This is a genomic window from Pseudomonas sp. TWI628 (assembly GCF_039673865.1).
In the GTDB taxonomy this organism is placed as follows: Bacteria; Pseudomonadota; Gammaproteobacteria; order Pseudomonadales; family Pseudomonadaceae; genus Aquipseudomonas.
This window is the reverse complement of sequence record NZ_JBDJMM010000026.1, coordinates 53,089-65,028: the sequence shown is the minus strand read 5'-3', so window position 1 is coordinate 65,028 and position 11,940 is coordinate 53,089. Positions and strand designations below refer to the sequence as shown.

Genomic DNA, 11,940 nt, shown 5'->3' with positions numbered 1-11,940 from the left:
GCATGTCAGCCCGTGGTTTTGGTTGGAAATACGACCTACCGCCCCCAAACGAAAAAATCGAACGTGAATCAATCAAAGCAAACTTACACCCTGCACCCAATTGCTTCAACGAGCGCTTTATAGAACTGCCGCGCTCAACTTTGAAAGCAAGAGGCTATTGGCTTGCAGCAGGTTCCATAACACTTACCCTGGCCCTATGCCTATACTTCTTGTACTCACCCCCACTCAACATGGCAAGCCTAGAGTCCGGCGCTATCGATTTACTCATCTTTGCCATAGCCGTGTTTTTTGTTGTTCCCTACATTCGCATGGATCTTGGTTTCCCTCGCGACGAACCAATACGGTTCAACAGACTCCGCCGCAAAGTCTACTTTTACCAGTACAGATTCAGTCGACTTCATCCGTTCGGGCGGAAAAACTGGGGGATTAAGCCCGTCGTCTGTGACTGGGATGACCTCACCGCCGAGGTTTATCGCATTTATCTACCTATGGGCTATGGCGGCCTGAAGGAATGGATCATGCTATCAATTCATAGTCCCGATACTAACGAAATAATTGATCGCATTTTCCTTACAGACGACATTGAGAAAGGTGAACAATATTGGGCCCTTGCCAGGCTCTTCATGCAACAAGGCCCCGACGCACTTCCCGACTTCGTCCATCCGCCAATAGATTGGGATGAGTTCCCAGATATCAGCCCTTGGGGACAATCACGGCATCGCAACCCGTTTGACCGCCTTGCCCCCAAGGTCCAATGGCCGGTGGAAATGGACCTGGAATCCCGAACCGCCCCCAATCCAGGAGACCACAAATGAAATCCGTAATACTCGTTGGCCACCGCCATGACTGCCCAATTCACGGCCCAGGCGTGGTGGAGACTGGCAGCCCCCACTACACCTTCAATGGCAAAGCTGTCGCCAGAGTCGGCGACCGCACCAGCTGCGGTGCGGTGATCGAGACCGGCGCAAGCGGTTTTCAAATCGAAGGTAAGGCCGTAGCCCGTGAAGGCGACCGAACCGACCACGGCGGCGTACTGAGCCAAGGTGACAAGAACTGGCTACTGGATTGACTGTGCTCCAATCAGGGCCGCCAGGCGGCCCTTCGTCGGCCCACTCCAAAAACCCCGTGAAAACCCATGAAATAAGTTGAACATCCAGCTCCGGTAAGCTTCCAAATGATAATACGTGCCATCCTTTTACCAGGAGCCTGCCGCCCATGCCCACTCAGCCTTACCTGCTGTGCCAGCGCCCAGGAGCCCAGCGGCCATGAAGATGCCAGGCCGTGCGCCCAACTCCAGCCTGCAGCTCGACTATGTCCGCGACACGCTGTTTGGCCCGGTCGCCCTGAGCGTGGAGTGCCAGTGCCAGATGGCGGCCCTTACCCTGCAGGGCCGCCCCGCCCTGCGCCTGCACATCTGCCCGCCGCTGCCGGACAAGGTCGAGCGTGCCCACAGCGTGGCGTTCGTCTGGGATGGGCGCAGCTACCACGGAGTGGTCCGGGATCATGGCAAGTGCGGTGATGGTGGCCTGAACCTGTTGCTGGAGCTGCAGTAACAAGCCGATCAACGGCCACACTCCAGGCTGAACCCGACGCAAACCGCGGATCTCCATAACTACAAGGCCCTGCCTTCTGGAGAACGCCATGAACAGCCCGTTGCTCAAGCTTTTCACCCACCCCTCCGACGCCTGGATCGACATCCGTCGCGCCGAGGAAGACCACCCGCAACAGTACCTGCCGCGCCTGTTGGCGCTGGCGCTGATCCCAGCCCTGTGCCTGTTCGTCGGCACCACCACCTTTGGCTGGAGCCTGGCCGCTGAGGACCGCGTACGCCTGAGCATTGCCAGCGCCGCGCAATTGGCCGGGCTGCTGTATGCCACCACGGTGGTCGGGGTAATGCTGATGGGGGTGATGATCCGCTGGATGTCGCGTGGCTTCGATGTGCAACCGACGCTCAATCAATGCATCGGCTTCGCCGCCTACTGTGCCACGCCATGGTTCTTCGCCGGCGTCGTTGGCCTGCTGCCGATCCGCTGGCTGGCACTGCTGGCACTGGTCGCAGCGTCAGCCTATGCCACGCTATTGCTGTACGGCGGCTTGCAGACCTTCCTGCGCCTGCGCAAGGAGCAGGCCATGCTGTTTGCCAGCTGCGTCTGGGGGGTAGGCTTGCTGTTGCTGGTGACCATCCTGGTGTCGATGATCCTGTTCTGGACCCATGGCCTGATGCCGGAATACGTGCGTCCGGCCAGCCTCGGCTGACCGGCGCACAACGGTTGCTCAGGCGATGGCCCTGAGTGCCGCCGGGTGGCTGTCTCGCAGGGTGTGCAGCTGGCCGACCAGGTTCACCAGGTCGCGGCAACTGTTCAAGCTCTGCAGTGAGACCCCGGAGAGGGTCACGCCCTCCTCCAGGCTTTGCCCCTGACCCAGGCGGATGGTCAGGGTGGTGCCGTCCGGGCAGCTGACTTCGCAGCGGTCGGGCAGGCAGGCCTGCTCGATGATCTGCCGCATTTCCAGCATCGAAACTCCTATCAACGACATGGTACGACCCTCTCTGTACTGGATGGCCTGTTGTGTGTGAGTACGCCTATGGCAGGCAAGGTGCAAATTGATATTGCGCATGCCCAAGCGGCCGTCCATGCGCCGGGGCAATGATCGTGCGGAGAATCCTTTAGCACCTTAGTGGAAGAACGACGGGAGGCCTGGGCTGTTCGATCGAATGCTGGCACTTCGCGACAGGCGGTCGCGGCGCACGCCTATCGGTCCGCCAAAAACGCCCACAGATGCTGTGCGGCATACGCGCGCCAGGGGCGCCAGGCCTTGGCGCGTTCGGCCAGTTGGGCGTCAGGCGATTGCCGCTGGCGGGCCTGGCTTCAAGTACAGCGTGCTTGCCAGCAACGGACAGACTGCGGCAATAGGTGCCATTGCTGAAGGTTTCGATGCCGGGAATGCAGCGGGCGGCCAGGAAGGCCTGGGTCGAAGGCCAGTGGTAGGGCGTGGGGTAGCGCAGCCACACAATGTGCTGGCCTGAAGCGGTGAGTGAACGGTGCACAGCGTGCAAGTGAGAGAGATGCATCGCTACATCATGCCAAGTTTTGCAGGGATTGTAGCGGCCTCTTCGCGGCGTTTCGGCGCGAAGAAGCCGCTACAGGCCGTCAGTGATCCAGGCCAGCCCCCTCGCCCGCCATCTGCCCAAAGCGCCCGGCGTGGAAGTCATCGAACGACTCGGCAATCTCCGCCTGGCTGTTCATCACGAACGGGCCATAGCCTACGATCGGCTCATCGATCGGCTCACCGCTGAGCAACAACAGGCTGCTGCCTTCAAGCGCCTCGATCGCCACATCCTCGCCACCGCGCTCCAGCAGCACCAGGCTGGCCGGGCCGGCTTCGTGCTCGCCGTTGACCCGCACGCTACCGCGCAGCACCACCAGTGCCGCATTGTGGCCGTCGGCAACCGGCAACTGCAGGCTGGCCCCCGCCTTCAGGCGCATGTCCCACACATCCATCGGGGTAAACGTCCGCGCCGGGCCTGCGTGGCCCTGATAGGCACCGGCGATCACCCGCAGGTTGCCGGCGTCGCCCTCCAGTTGCACCACCGGTATGTCCGCCGCCAGCAGCGTCTGGTACCCGGCCGGTGCGCGCTTGTCACGCGCCGGCAAGTTGACCCACAGCTGCACCATCTCCAGCGAACCGCCACTGCGGGCAAAGGCCGGCGAATGGAACTCTTCGTGAATGATGCCGTTGGCAGCGGTCATCCACTGCACGTCACCCGGGCCGATCAGCCCGCCGGCACCGGTCGAATCGCGGTGTTCCAGCTCGCCCTGATAGACGATGGTCACGGTTTCGAACCCACGGTGCGGATGCTGGCCAACACCGCGACGGTCAGTGGTCGAGGCAAAGTCGTAGGGGCCAGCATAGTCCAGCAACAGGAACGGGCTGATCTTGCTGGCCAGGTTGTCGTAGGTGAACAGGCTGCGCACGGGGAAGCCATCGCCCACCCAATGGGCATGCGGGCTGCGGTGGATACCCAGAATCTTTTTCATGAGAAGTCTCCTCTCTAAGCTGGGTTAACCTTACCAATGAGCCCAATCAGCCGGTAGCCGGCTGATATGGCACTGATCGTTCCATAAATGGAACAACCACTCAGGCTTGCAGGTAATCGAGCACCTGTTGCGCGGCCATCGCCGGATCTTCCTGCATGAAGCAGTGCCCTCCGGGGACCTGAACGGCGTTCACCGCAGGATTGAGGCTGGCCAGGCGCTGCACCGAGTGCGGCACGAAGGGATAGGTGTGCTCGCCATAGAGCACCCGCGTGGGCACCTGGATGGAAGACAGATGCGCCCACATGCGCGACGGGAACGAGCTGAAAATTTCCACTTCGCGGCTGGGCCGGCACTTGAGCACCACGCCTTCGCCGCACTCACCGATCGCATGCTCGACATATGCCTGCAGCGCAGCGTCGGTCCAGCCCTTGAAGATGCCACGCCCGTGCAGCGATGCCCGCGCCGCCTCACGGTCCGGCCAATGGCTGCGCCGGCTGGCGGCCTTGCGCGCCAGGGCATGCCGGCGGTGCAGGCCGACCAGCGCAGCCGCGCCCATCACGCCGATCATGCGCCGGCTGAACAGCACCGGGTCGAGCAGTACGGCACGGGCAAACAAGCCCGGCTGGCTGGCCAGCATCAACCCGGTCAGCACGCCACCGAAGCTGTGCCCCACGGCGTAGCGGGGAACCTCGCCATATTCCCCACGGCCGGCCTCGAAGGCCGCCAGCGCTAGCGCGGCGGTACGGTTCCAGCCGCGGAATGCACCGCCATGGTCACTGTCACCATGGCCCTGGACATCGCAGAGCCACAGATCGAAATGTTCACTCAGGCTCAGCAGCAACGGTTGGTAGGCCAGGCAGCAGAAGCCGTTACCGTGCAAAAAGTGCAGCAACGGCTTGCCGCTGGCTGGCGAGCGCCAGCCACGTAGGGTGAAGCCTTCGGAGCTGTCAAAGGACCAGGGAATCAACTGCATCGGCTTGCTGTACTCATGGGTTCATGAAAACGCCGATTCTACAAACAGCAGCGGGTAGAGTGAAATCACCAGCAGCACGGCCATCAGGACATTGAACAGCATCAGCCAGCGCGGGTTCTGCAGCAGGTTGCGCAAGGCGCTGCCAAACATCACCCAGACGCCGACGCTGGGCAGGTTGACCAGGGCGAACAGCGCGGCGATGACCACTACATTCATCACATAGCCCTGGGCCGGCGTGTAGGTGGTGATCGCCCCTACCGCCATCACCCAGGCCTTGGGGTTGACCCACTGGAATGCCGCAGCGCCCCAGAACCCCAACGGCTTGCGCGCGCTCGGCGAGTCAGCGCCGAGCGGCCCTGAGGTGGCGATCTTCCAGGCCAGGTAGAGCAAGTAGGCCGCACCGGTATAGCGCAACACGCTGTACAGCACCGGCCAGGCCTTGAACACCTCACCAAGGCCCAGGCCCACCGCCAGCACCATGACCATGAAACCGACGCTGATACCGATGGCATGCGGGATCGAACGGCGCACACCGAAGTTCACGCCCGAGGCCAGCAGCATGGTGTTGTTAGGCCCCGGGGTGATCGAGGAAACGAAGGCAAACAGCACGAAGGCGGTCAGCAGGTCGGCAGAGGCAAGCATGGCAGGCATTCCAGAATTGTTGCAGGTGCTGTCACACTAACGGAGTCACCCTGCCCTGCGACCGCTACAGTTGCATTAAATTATGCAGATACACATCACTGTACCGTTCACCAGCGCACCCTCAGCCAAGAACAAGGAAGCCCCTGCATGAGCCTGACCATCCGCCCTGCCGTTCGCGCCGATGCCGCGCAAATTCTCGCCTACGTCACCGAGCTGGCCGAGTACGAGCGCGCCCGTCACGAAGTGGTTGCTACCCTGGCCGATATCGAGCACAGCCTGTTCGATGACGGCAGCACCGTGCACAGCCTGATCTGCGAGCGTGATGGCAAGGCCATCGGCTTTGCCGTGTACTTCTACAGCTACTCGACCTGGCTGGGCCGCAACGGCATCTACCTGGAAGACCTGTATATCACCCCTGAGCAGCGTGGCGGCGGCGCAGGTCGGGATGTGCTGCGGCACATCGCTCGCGAAGCCGTGGCCAAAGGGTGCGGGCGCTTCGAGTGGAGCGTGCTGGACTGGAACGAGCCAGCGATAGGCTTCTACAAGTCGCTGGGCGCCGAGCCACAGGATGAGTGGGTGCGCTATCGACTGGATGGCGACAGGCTGTTGCAGTTTGCCCAAGGCTGACCTTCGGCCAGAACCGGCCCTGTCGCCAGCAAGCCGACTTGCCAAGGACAGGGCCGCAACAGGCTTCAATCCTGGTGCCAGACCGCACCGGCAATGTCGACCCGCTTGGGCAACACCCGGTTCTCGAAGAACAGCTGCGCCGTGCGCTGTTGCGCGGCGACGATTTCGTCACTTACCGGGATCAACGGCGATGCCGGCCGATGGCTGAAACTGCGCCGCACCACTTCCTCAGGCACCCCCATGAACTGCGCCAGTACACGGACGCTGCCCGCCTCGTCAGAGCGCGTCAGAGACTCCGCTTCGGAGATTTGCGCCAGCAGGCGCTTGATGAAATCGCCATTGGCTTCGACATAGCCACGCGCCCCCAGCATGAACGGCCCGATCAACCCCAGCCCCTCGCCGTCCGCCAGCAGCCGCGCCTTGCCTTCCAGATCGATGGCCGAATAGTACGGGTCCCAGATCGCCCAAGCGTCGACGCTGCCACGCTCGAAGGCCGCCCTGGCGTCAGCGGGTGCCAGGTACACCGGTTGCACGTCGCGCATGCTCAAGCCCACGCTGGCCAGGCTGCGTAGCAGCAGGTTGTGGGCACTGGAGCCCTTCTGCAGCGCGACACGCCTGCCTTTGAGCTGAGCCACCGCAGTGATCGGGCTGCCTTTGGGCACCAGAATGACTTCGGCCTTCGGCTTGGCCGGTTCGGCGCCGATGTACAACAGGTCTGCGCCCGCTGCCTGGGCGAAGATCGGCGGGATGTCCCCGGTGGCACCTACATCGAGGCTGCCAATGTTCAGCGCCTCGAGCATCTGTGGCCCGGCGGGAAATTCGATCCACTCCACACGCGTATTGGCGAAACGCTGTTCCAGCAGTCGGTGCTGCTTGGCCAGCACCAGGCTGATCGAGCCCTTCTGGTAGCCGATGCGCAGTGTGGCAGGGTCCGCCGCATGAACGGCCCCCGCCAGCGCCAGCAGTACAAGCGTGGCAAAGCGTAGTACGCGCATGGCTCATTCCTTCCAGTCGGTCGAGGGCTTTTCCCACAGGTTGATCCCACCTTCAACGGCATGACGGTCGATTTCGGCGAGTTCTTCAGGGCTGAATGCCAGATTGTCGAGTGCCGCGACATTCTCGATGATCTGCTCGGGCCGGCTGGCACCGATCAGTGCCGAGCTCACCCGCGGATCGCGCAGGGTCCAGGCCAGCGCCAGTTGCGCCAGGCTCTGGCCGCGACGGCGGGCAATTGCGTTGAGCGCACGGGCGCGGGCCAGGTTGGCCTCGGACAGATGGTGCGGCTGCAGCGAGCCGCCACCGGGGCGATTGACCCGTGCATCAGCCGGGATGCCGTCCAGGTACTTGTCACTGAGCAACCCCTGGGCCAGGGCCGTGAACACGATGACACCGGCTCCCAACGCGTCGGTGGTGTCCAGCAGGTCGTGCTCGATCCAGCGGTTGAACAGGTTGTACGAGGGCTGGTGAATCAGCAGCGGCACCTTCAACTCGGCCAGCAGCGCGGCGATCTCGCGGGTCTTGCCGGCGGAATAGGAAGAAATCCCGATGTACAGCGCCTTGCCCTGGCGCACGATATCGGCCAGGGCGATCGCGGTTTCCTCCAGCGGGGTGTCGGCATCGAAGCGGTGCGAGTAGAAGATGTCCACGTAGTCCAGCCCCAGGCGCTTGAGGCTCTGGTCAAGGCTGGCAAGCAGATACTTGCGCGAACTGCCACCTTGGCCGTACGGCCCAGGCCACATATCCCAGCCGGCTTTGCTGGAGATGATCAGCTCGTCCCGGTAGCTGCGCAGGTCTTCACGCAGAAGGCGGCCGAAGTTGCGCTCGGCGCTGCCATAGGGCGGGCCGTAATTGTTGGCCAGGTCGAAATGGGTGATGCCGGCATCGAAGGCCGTGCGCAGCAAGGCGCGCTGGGTGTCGATCGGCGTCGCATCACCGAAGTTGTGCCACAGGCCCAGGGACAGGGCCGACAACACCAGGCCGCTGCGGCCGACGCGGCGGTACGGAATGCGCGCGTAGCGCTCAGGGTTGGCAATGTAGCTCATGGTTGACCTCACTCGGCAAAATAGGGGTTGGCGGGCCGCTGCAGGCCCAGGTGCTCGCGCAGGGTGCGGCCCTGATACTGGCGGCGGAACAGGCCCCGGCGCTGCAACTCAGGGACCACCAGGCTGGCGAAGTCTTCGAGCCCCTGCGGCAGGTGCGGCACCAGCACATTGAAGCCGTCGGCCGCGCGGTTTTCGAACCAGGCCTGCAGCGCATCGGCGATCTGCGTCGGCGTACCGATCAGGCTGTAGTGCCCTCGCCCGCCAGCGATACGTCGGCCCAGCTCGGCGAGGGTCAACTGCTCCTGCCCCGCCAGTTCGGTCAGCAATTGCTGGCGGCTGCGCTGGCCATCCTCGGTCAGCGGCAGCTCCGGCAGCGGGCCGTCCAGCGGGTAGCCGGACAGGTCGAAGTTGCCGAGCATGCGGCCAAGCAAGGCAACGCCCACACGGGGATCGACCAGGTCCTGAAACTGCTGGTACTTGGCCTGGGCCTCAACGGCACTGCGGCCGACCACGACGAACACGCCCGGCATGATTTTTAGCGCCTCCTCGCTACGCCCATAGCGGCCCAGGCGCCCCTTGAGGTCGGCGTAGAACGCCTGGGCGCGCGCCAGGCTGGGTTGCGCGGTGAACACCACCTCGGCGCTTTCGGCCGCCAGTTCGCGGCCGGCTTCGGAAGACCCGGCCTGGACCAGCACCGGTCGGCCCTGGGGCGAGCGGGCCACGTTCAGAGGACCGCGCACACGAAAATGCGCACCGGCGTGGTCGATGCTACGCACGGCCTGCGGCCGGTGAAACTGGCCGCTGGCCTTGTCACGGACGAAGGCGTCATCGGCCCAGCTGTCCCATAGGCCCTGCACCACCTGCTGGAACTCGCGAGCCCGGGCGTAACGCTCGGCATGGGGAATATGCGCATCGCGGCCGAAGTTGCCGGCCTCGGCTGCGGCGTCGGAGGTGACCAGGTTCCAGCCGGCACGGCCGCCCGAGAGATGATCGAGCGAGGCGTACTTGCGCGCCACATGGTATGGCTCGTTGTAACTGGTGGTGGCCGTGGCGATCAGGCCAATGCGCTCGGTCACCACGCTCAGCGCCGACAGCAGGGTCAGCGGTTCGAAATACACCGACCGGGCGCTGTGGCTGGCCAGTGCATCGCTGGGGGCGGCGACGCTGTCAGCGACGAACAGCGCATCGAAACAGGCAGCTTCGGCGATTTGCGCGGTACGCCGGTAGCTGGCGAAGTCCAGCGGGTCGGCGGGCACGTCCGGGTGACGCCAGGCGGCGACATGGTGCCCGGTGGCCATGAGGAAGGCACCCAGGCTCATTTGACGACTCATGCTCTGTCTCCTTGCAGTGCTCGCACAGTCAGAAATCCTTGCGCAGCTGAACGCCGAAATAACGCCCGTCATCACGCGGCACAGCCCGGTAGATATAGTCACCGCCACTGGCCAGCATCTGCGCGTAGGACTTGTCACCCAGGTTCTTGCCCAGCAACGCCACGCGCCAGCCGTCGTTGTAATCGGCCAGGGCGATACTGGCGTTCCAGATGCCATAAGCGCCTTGCACGGTGTCGGGGTTCTGGTCGAGGCTGAACTGCACCGAGTCCTGCCAGCTGTAGTCGCTGGCCAGTTCCACATCCAGGCCGTTATCCAGCGGGATCACGTAATCGGCGCGCACATAGGTCTTCCAGTCCGGGGTGAACGGCAGACGGCCGCCGTCGATGTTGCAATTGGCTGCCGCCCCGACCGGGCAGTTGAAATGATCGACCCGCGCCTTGGTGTAGGCCGCAGCGGCGGAAAACTTGAGCTGACGGGTAGCCTGGAAGCTGGCATCGAGTTCGACGCCTTGGGTCTTGACCTTGCCGGCGTTGACCAGGCGGGTCACCACCTGGTTGGCCACGGTGTCGAAGAAGTTGGCCTGGTAGTTATCGTAATCGGTGTGGAACACCGCCAGGTTGGCCATCAGCCGGTTATCCAGTGCGGTGCCTTTGAGGCCGACCTCGTAGGCGTCGGATGTTTCCGGCTTGAGCGCGCCGGTATCACGCGGCTGCATGTTGAAGAACACGTTGTAGGCCGGGCCTTTATAGCCACGCGAATAGGTTACGTAGCCGGTGAGGTTGTCGTTGAAGTCGTACTGCAGGCCGGTGCGGCCACTCCAGCCGTCCTCGTCCACCGAGCCGGAACTGGCGGTCGACGGCTGGATGCCGGTGACCGCCGTGGCGGAAGTCGACACGCGACGGTGGTCGTACTCAAGGTCGTCGTGGGTCCAGCGCAAGCCGAAGATCGCACGGAAATCCTCGGTGAAGTTGAAGGTGTTTTCACCAAACAGCGCGACGCTGTCGTTGCTGGTCGAGTAGTCCGCCCTGCCCGTGTTCGCCACCCCGCCGTTGACCGAGAGCCGCTGATACGTCTCGTTGGAGGTGCCGTGCATGTAGAAGGCGCCCAGCACGTACTCATTGAATTGCCCCTTGGGCGACGTCAGGCGAAACTCCTGGCTGTACTGGTCATAGTCCACGGTACCCTTGTCGTGGGAGGCCGTGACCGGCAGCAAGGCGCGGCGGTCGCCATCCTGGTACTGGGTGTTGTCCCAGCCGCGCCAGGCGCTGATGGACGTCAGCGTGTAGTCGCCCAGCTGCCAGTCGAGCTGTGCCGACAGGCCCTGGTTCTCGTCTTCGACGTGGGTCTTGAAGTCACTGTTGATGTCGCGGTTGTGGGCGCTGGGCACAACCGGGCGCAGCTGGTTGGTGATGGCTGTGCTGGCGCTGGTGATCACCCCGCTGGGCAAGCTGTCCTCACCTTTCATGTAGTCGGCGATCAGCGTCAGGCGCAGGTCGTCACTGGGCTCGAATTCCAGCTTGCCGCGGGCGCCCTTGCGTTCGTAGCCATTGACGTCGTGGCCATTGGCGACGTTCTCGACGTTGCCATCGTAGTCACCCCACAAGGTACTCAGCGAGCCTTTGAGCTGCTCGTTGAGACGGCCACCGATGCCGAAGCGCAGGCGGTTTTCGTCGCCACCGCCGAAGTGCGAGTAATCCACATAGCCTTGGGTCTGCTCGGGGATGGCCTTGCTGACCACGTTCAGCACGCCAGCGGAAGCATTCTTGCCAAACAGCGTACCCTGGGGGCCGCGCAGCACTTCGATACGCTCCAGGTCGAGCAGGTCGAGGGTGGACTGACCGGGGCGGCCGAACACCACGCCATCGACCACGGTAGCCACGGTCGGCTCGACGCCGGGCGAGGTGGATATGGTGCCCACGCCGCGGATGAACAACGACGTGTCCTTGTTCGACGCACCGGCGCGGTAATTGAGGGTCGGCACCTGCTGGACGATGCTGGCGACATTGTTGCGATTGTCACGTTCGAGTTGTTCGCCGTCGATCACCGAAACGGCCACCGGCACCTCCTGCAAGGTCGACTCGCGGCGGGTGGCGGTCACGGTCACCGCGTCCAGCGACGTGGCCTGCGGCGTTGGTTCGGCCGCTTGCGTGGATTGGCCGATGGCGGCCAGCAGTACAGCGGCAGCCAGCGGTTGACGTTGCTTGAACGGGAATGCCTTGCGGTGTTTGTGCATGATGCGACTGCCTTCAAAGACCAGACCATGGCCCGCACGGGGCCGACACGGGTGA

At 63.4% G+C, this 11,940-nt stretch carries 14 protein-coding genes; 5 read left to right on the top strand and 9 right to left on the bottom strand.

Annotated features, from left to right (window positions below; all coding sequences use genetic code 11):
- The first annotated feature begins 2 nt into the window (after positions 1-2).
- From ABE528_RS20140 to ABE528_RS20125, 4 genes are all read left to right on the top strand, one after another.
- Positions 3-815: a DUF6708 domain-containing protein gene (locus ABE528_RS20140; protein ID WP_256669389.1), complete on the top strand. Its 813-nt coding sequence runs from the start codon at positions 3-5 to the stop codon at positions 813-815.
- The gene (locus ABE528_RS20135) at positions 812-1,069 is read left to right on the top strand and encodes a PAAR domain-containing protein (protein ID WP_346653893.1); all 258 of its coding nucleotides are present in this window, start codon (positions 812-814) and stop codon (positions 1,067-1,069) included. Before ABE528_RS20140 ends, ABE528_RS20135 begins: the two co-directional genes overlap by 4 nt.
- 196 nt (positions 1,070-1,265) lie before the next feature.
- Positions 1,266-1,553 carry a hypothetical protein gene (locus ABE528_RS20130; RefSeq protein WP_152957922.1) on the top strand — a complete coding sequence of 96 codons (288 nt, stop codon included), beginning with the start codon at positions 1,266-1,268 and terminating at the stop codon, positions 1,551-1,553.
- A gap of 88 nt (positions 1,554-1,641) precedes the next feature.
- Positions 1,642-2,256: a Yip1 family protein gene (locus ABE528_RS20125; protein WP_346653892.1), complete on the top strand. Its 615-nt coding sequence runs from the start codon at positions 1,642-1,644 to the stop codon at positions 2,254-2,256.
- 18 nt (positions 2,257-2,274) lie between these two features.
- On the opposite strand, the gene ABE528_RS20120 is transcribed toward ABE528_RS20125, so the two are convergent.
- The 5 genes from ABE528_RS20120 to ABE528_RS20100 all read right to left on the bottom strand — a co-directional run bounded on the left by ABE528_RS20120 (position 2,275) and on the right by ABE528_RS20100 (position 5,661).
- Entirely contained in the window at positions 2,275-2,535 is a 261-nt protein-coding gene (locus ABE528_RS20120) for a DUF1652 domain-containing protein (RefSeq protein WP_054885291.1), read from the bottom strand.
- A gap of 130 nt (positions 2,536-2,665) precedes the next feature.
- Positions 2,666-3,070, bottom strand: a complete 405-nt coding sequence (locus tag ABE528_RS20115; protein WP_346653891.1) for an AlkA N-terminal domain-containing protein — start codon at positions 3,068-3,070, stop codon at positions 2,666-2,668.
- Between the two features lie 79 nt (positions 3,071-3,149).
- Positions 3,150-4,037, bottom strand: coding sequence for a pirin family protein (locus ABE528_RS20110; RefSeq protein WP_346653890.1), 888 nt, complete (start codon positions 4,035-4,037; stop codon positions 3,150-3,152).
- 100 nt (positions 4,038-4,137) lie between these two features.
- A complete protein-coding gene (locus tag ABE528_RS20105) occupies positions 4,138-5,010 on the bottom strand; it encodes an alpha/beta hydrolase (protein WP_346653889.1) in 873 nt (290 codons plus the stop codon).
- Between the two features lie 21 nt (positions 5,011-5,031).
- Positions 5,032-5,661 (bottom strand): LysE family translocator, encoded by a 630-nt coding sequence (locus ABE528_RS20100; protein WP_178120120.1) that lies wholly within the window; start codon positions 5,659-5,661, stop codon positions 5,032-5,034.
- A 138-nt stretch (positions 5,662-5,799) separates the two neighbouring features.
- Here ABE528_RS20100 and ABE528_RS20095 point away from each other — a divergent pair, with 138 nt between their 5' ends.
- The gene (locus ABE528_RS20095; RefSeq protein WP_346653888.1) at positions 5,800-6,279 is read left to right on the top strand and encodes a GNAT family N-acetyltransferase; all 480 of its coding nucleotides are present in this window, start codon (positions 5,800-5,802) and stop codon (positions 6,277-6,279) included.
- 65 nt (positions 6,280-6,344) lie between these two features.
- On the opposite strand, the gene ABE528_RS20090 is transcribed toward ABE528_RS20095, so the two are convergent.
- The 4 genes from ABE528_RS20090 to ABE528_RS20075 are packed head-to-tail and all read right to left on the bottom strand — an operon-like array spanning position 6,345 to position 11,885.
- Positions 6,345-7,274 carry an aliphatic sulfonate ABC transporter substrate-binding protein gene (locus ABE528_RS20090; RefSeq protein WP_346653887.1) on the bottom strand — a complete coding sequence of 310 codons (930 nt, stop codon included), beginning with the start codon at positions 7,272-7,274 and terminating at the stop codon, positions 6,345-6,347.
- Positions 7,275-7,277: 3 nt separating this feature from the next.
- Positions 7,278-8,321, bottom strand: coding sequence for an L-glyceraldehyde 3-phosphate reductase (gene mgrA / locus ABE528_RS20085; protein WP_346653886.1), 1,044 nt, complete (start codon positions 8,319-8,321; stop codon positions 7,278-7,280).
- 8 nt (positions 8,322-8,329) lie between these two features.
- On the bottom strand, positions 8,330-9,652 hold the full coding sequence (locus ABE528_RS20080) for an LLM class flavin-dependent oxidoreductase (RefSeq protein ID WP_346653885.1): 1,323 nt from the start codon (positions 9,650-9,652) through the stop codon (positions 8,330-8,332).
- Positions 9,653-9,680: 28 nt separating this feature from the next.
- Positions 9,681-11,885, bottom strand: coding sequence for a TonB-dependent receptor (locus tag ABE528_RS20075; protein ID WP_346653884.1), 2,205 nt, complete (start codon positions 11,883-11,885; stop codon positions 9,681-9,683).
- Positions 11,886-11,940 lie beyond the last annotated feature (55 nt).

What these genes read in the sequence shown, in the direction of transcription:
- ABE528_RS20140 (WP_256669389.1), top strand. Translation starts at nt 3, where the DNA reads ATGTCAGCCCGTGGTTTTGGTTGGAAATACGACCTACCGCCCCCAAAC.
- ABE528_RS20135 (WP_346653893.1), top strand. Translation starts at nt 812, where the DNA reads ATGAAATCCGTAATACTCGTTGGCCACCGCCATGACTGCCCAATTCAC.
- ABE528_RS20130 (WP_152957922.1), top strand. Translation starts at nt 1,266, where the DNA reads ATGAAGATGCCAGGCCGTGCGCCCAACTCCAGCCTGCAGCTCGACTAT.
- ABE528_RS20125 (WP_346653892.1), top strand. Translation starts at nt 1,642, where the DNA reads ATGAACAGCCCGTTGCTCAAGCTTTTCACCCACCCCTCCGACGCCTGG.
- ABE528_RS20120 (WP_054885291.1), bottom strand. Translation starts at nt 2,535, where the DNA reads ATGTCGTTGATAGGAGTTTCGATGCTGGAAATGCGGCAGATCATCGAG.
- ABE528_RS20115 (WP_346653891.1), bottom strand. Translation starts at nt 3,070, where the DNA reads ATGCATCTCTCTCACTTGCACGCTGTGCACCGTTCACTCACCGCTTCA.
- ABE528_RS20110 (WP_346653890.1), bottom strand. Translation starts at nt 4,037, where the DNA reads ATGAAAAAGATTCTGGGTATCCACCGCAGCCCGCATGCCCATTGGGTG.
- ABE528_RS20105 (WP_346653889.1), bottom strand. Translation starts at nt 5,010, where the DNA reads ATGCAGTTGATTCCCTGGTCCTTTGACAGCTCCGAAGGCTTCACCCTA.
- ABE528_RS20100 (WP_178120120.1), bottom strand. Translation starts at nt 5,661, where the DNA reads ATGCCTGCCATGCTTGCCTCTGCCGACCTGCTGACCGCCTTCGTGCTG.
- ABE528_RS20095 (WP_346653888.1), top strand. Translation starts at nt 5,800, where the DNA reads ATGAGCCTGACCATCCGCCCTGCCGTTCGCGCCGATGCCGCGCAAATT.
- ABE528_RS20090 (WP_346653887.1), bottom strand. Translation starts at nt 7,274, where the DNA reads ATGCGCGTACTACGCTTTGCCACGCTTGTACTGCTGGCGCTGGCGGGG.
- mgrA (WP_346653886.1), bottom strand. Translation starts at nt 8,321, where the DNA reads ATGAGCTACATTGCCAACCCTGAGCGCTACGCGCGCATTCCGTACCGC.
- ABE528_RS20080 (WP_346653885.1), bottom strand. Translation starts at nt 9,652, where the DNA reads ATGAGTCGTCAAATGAGCCTGGGTGCCTTCCTCATGGCCACCGGGCAC.
- ABE528_RS20075 (WP_346653884.1), bottom strand. Translation starts at nt 11,885, where the DNA reads ATGCACAAACACCGCAAGGCATTCCCGTTCAAGCAACGTCAACCGCTG.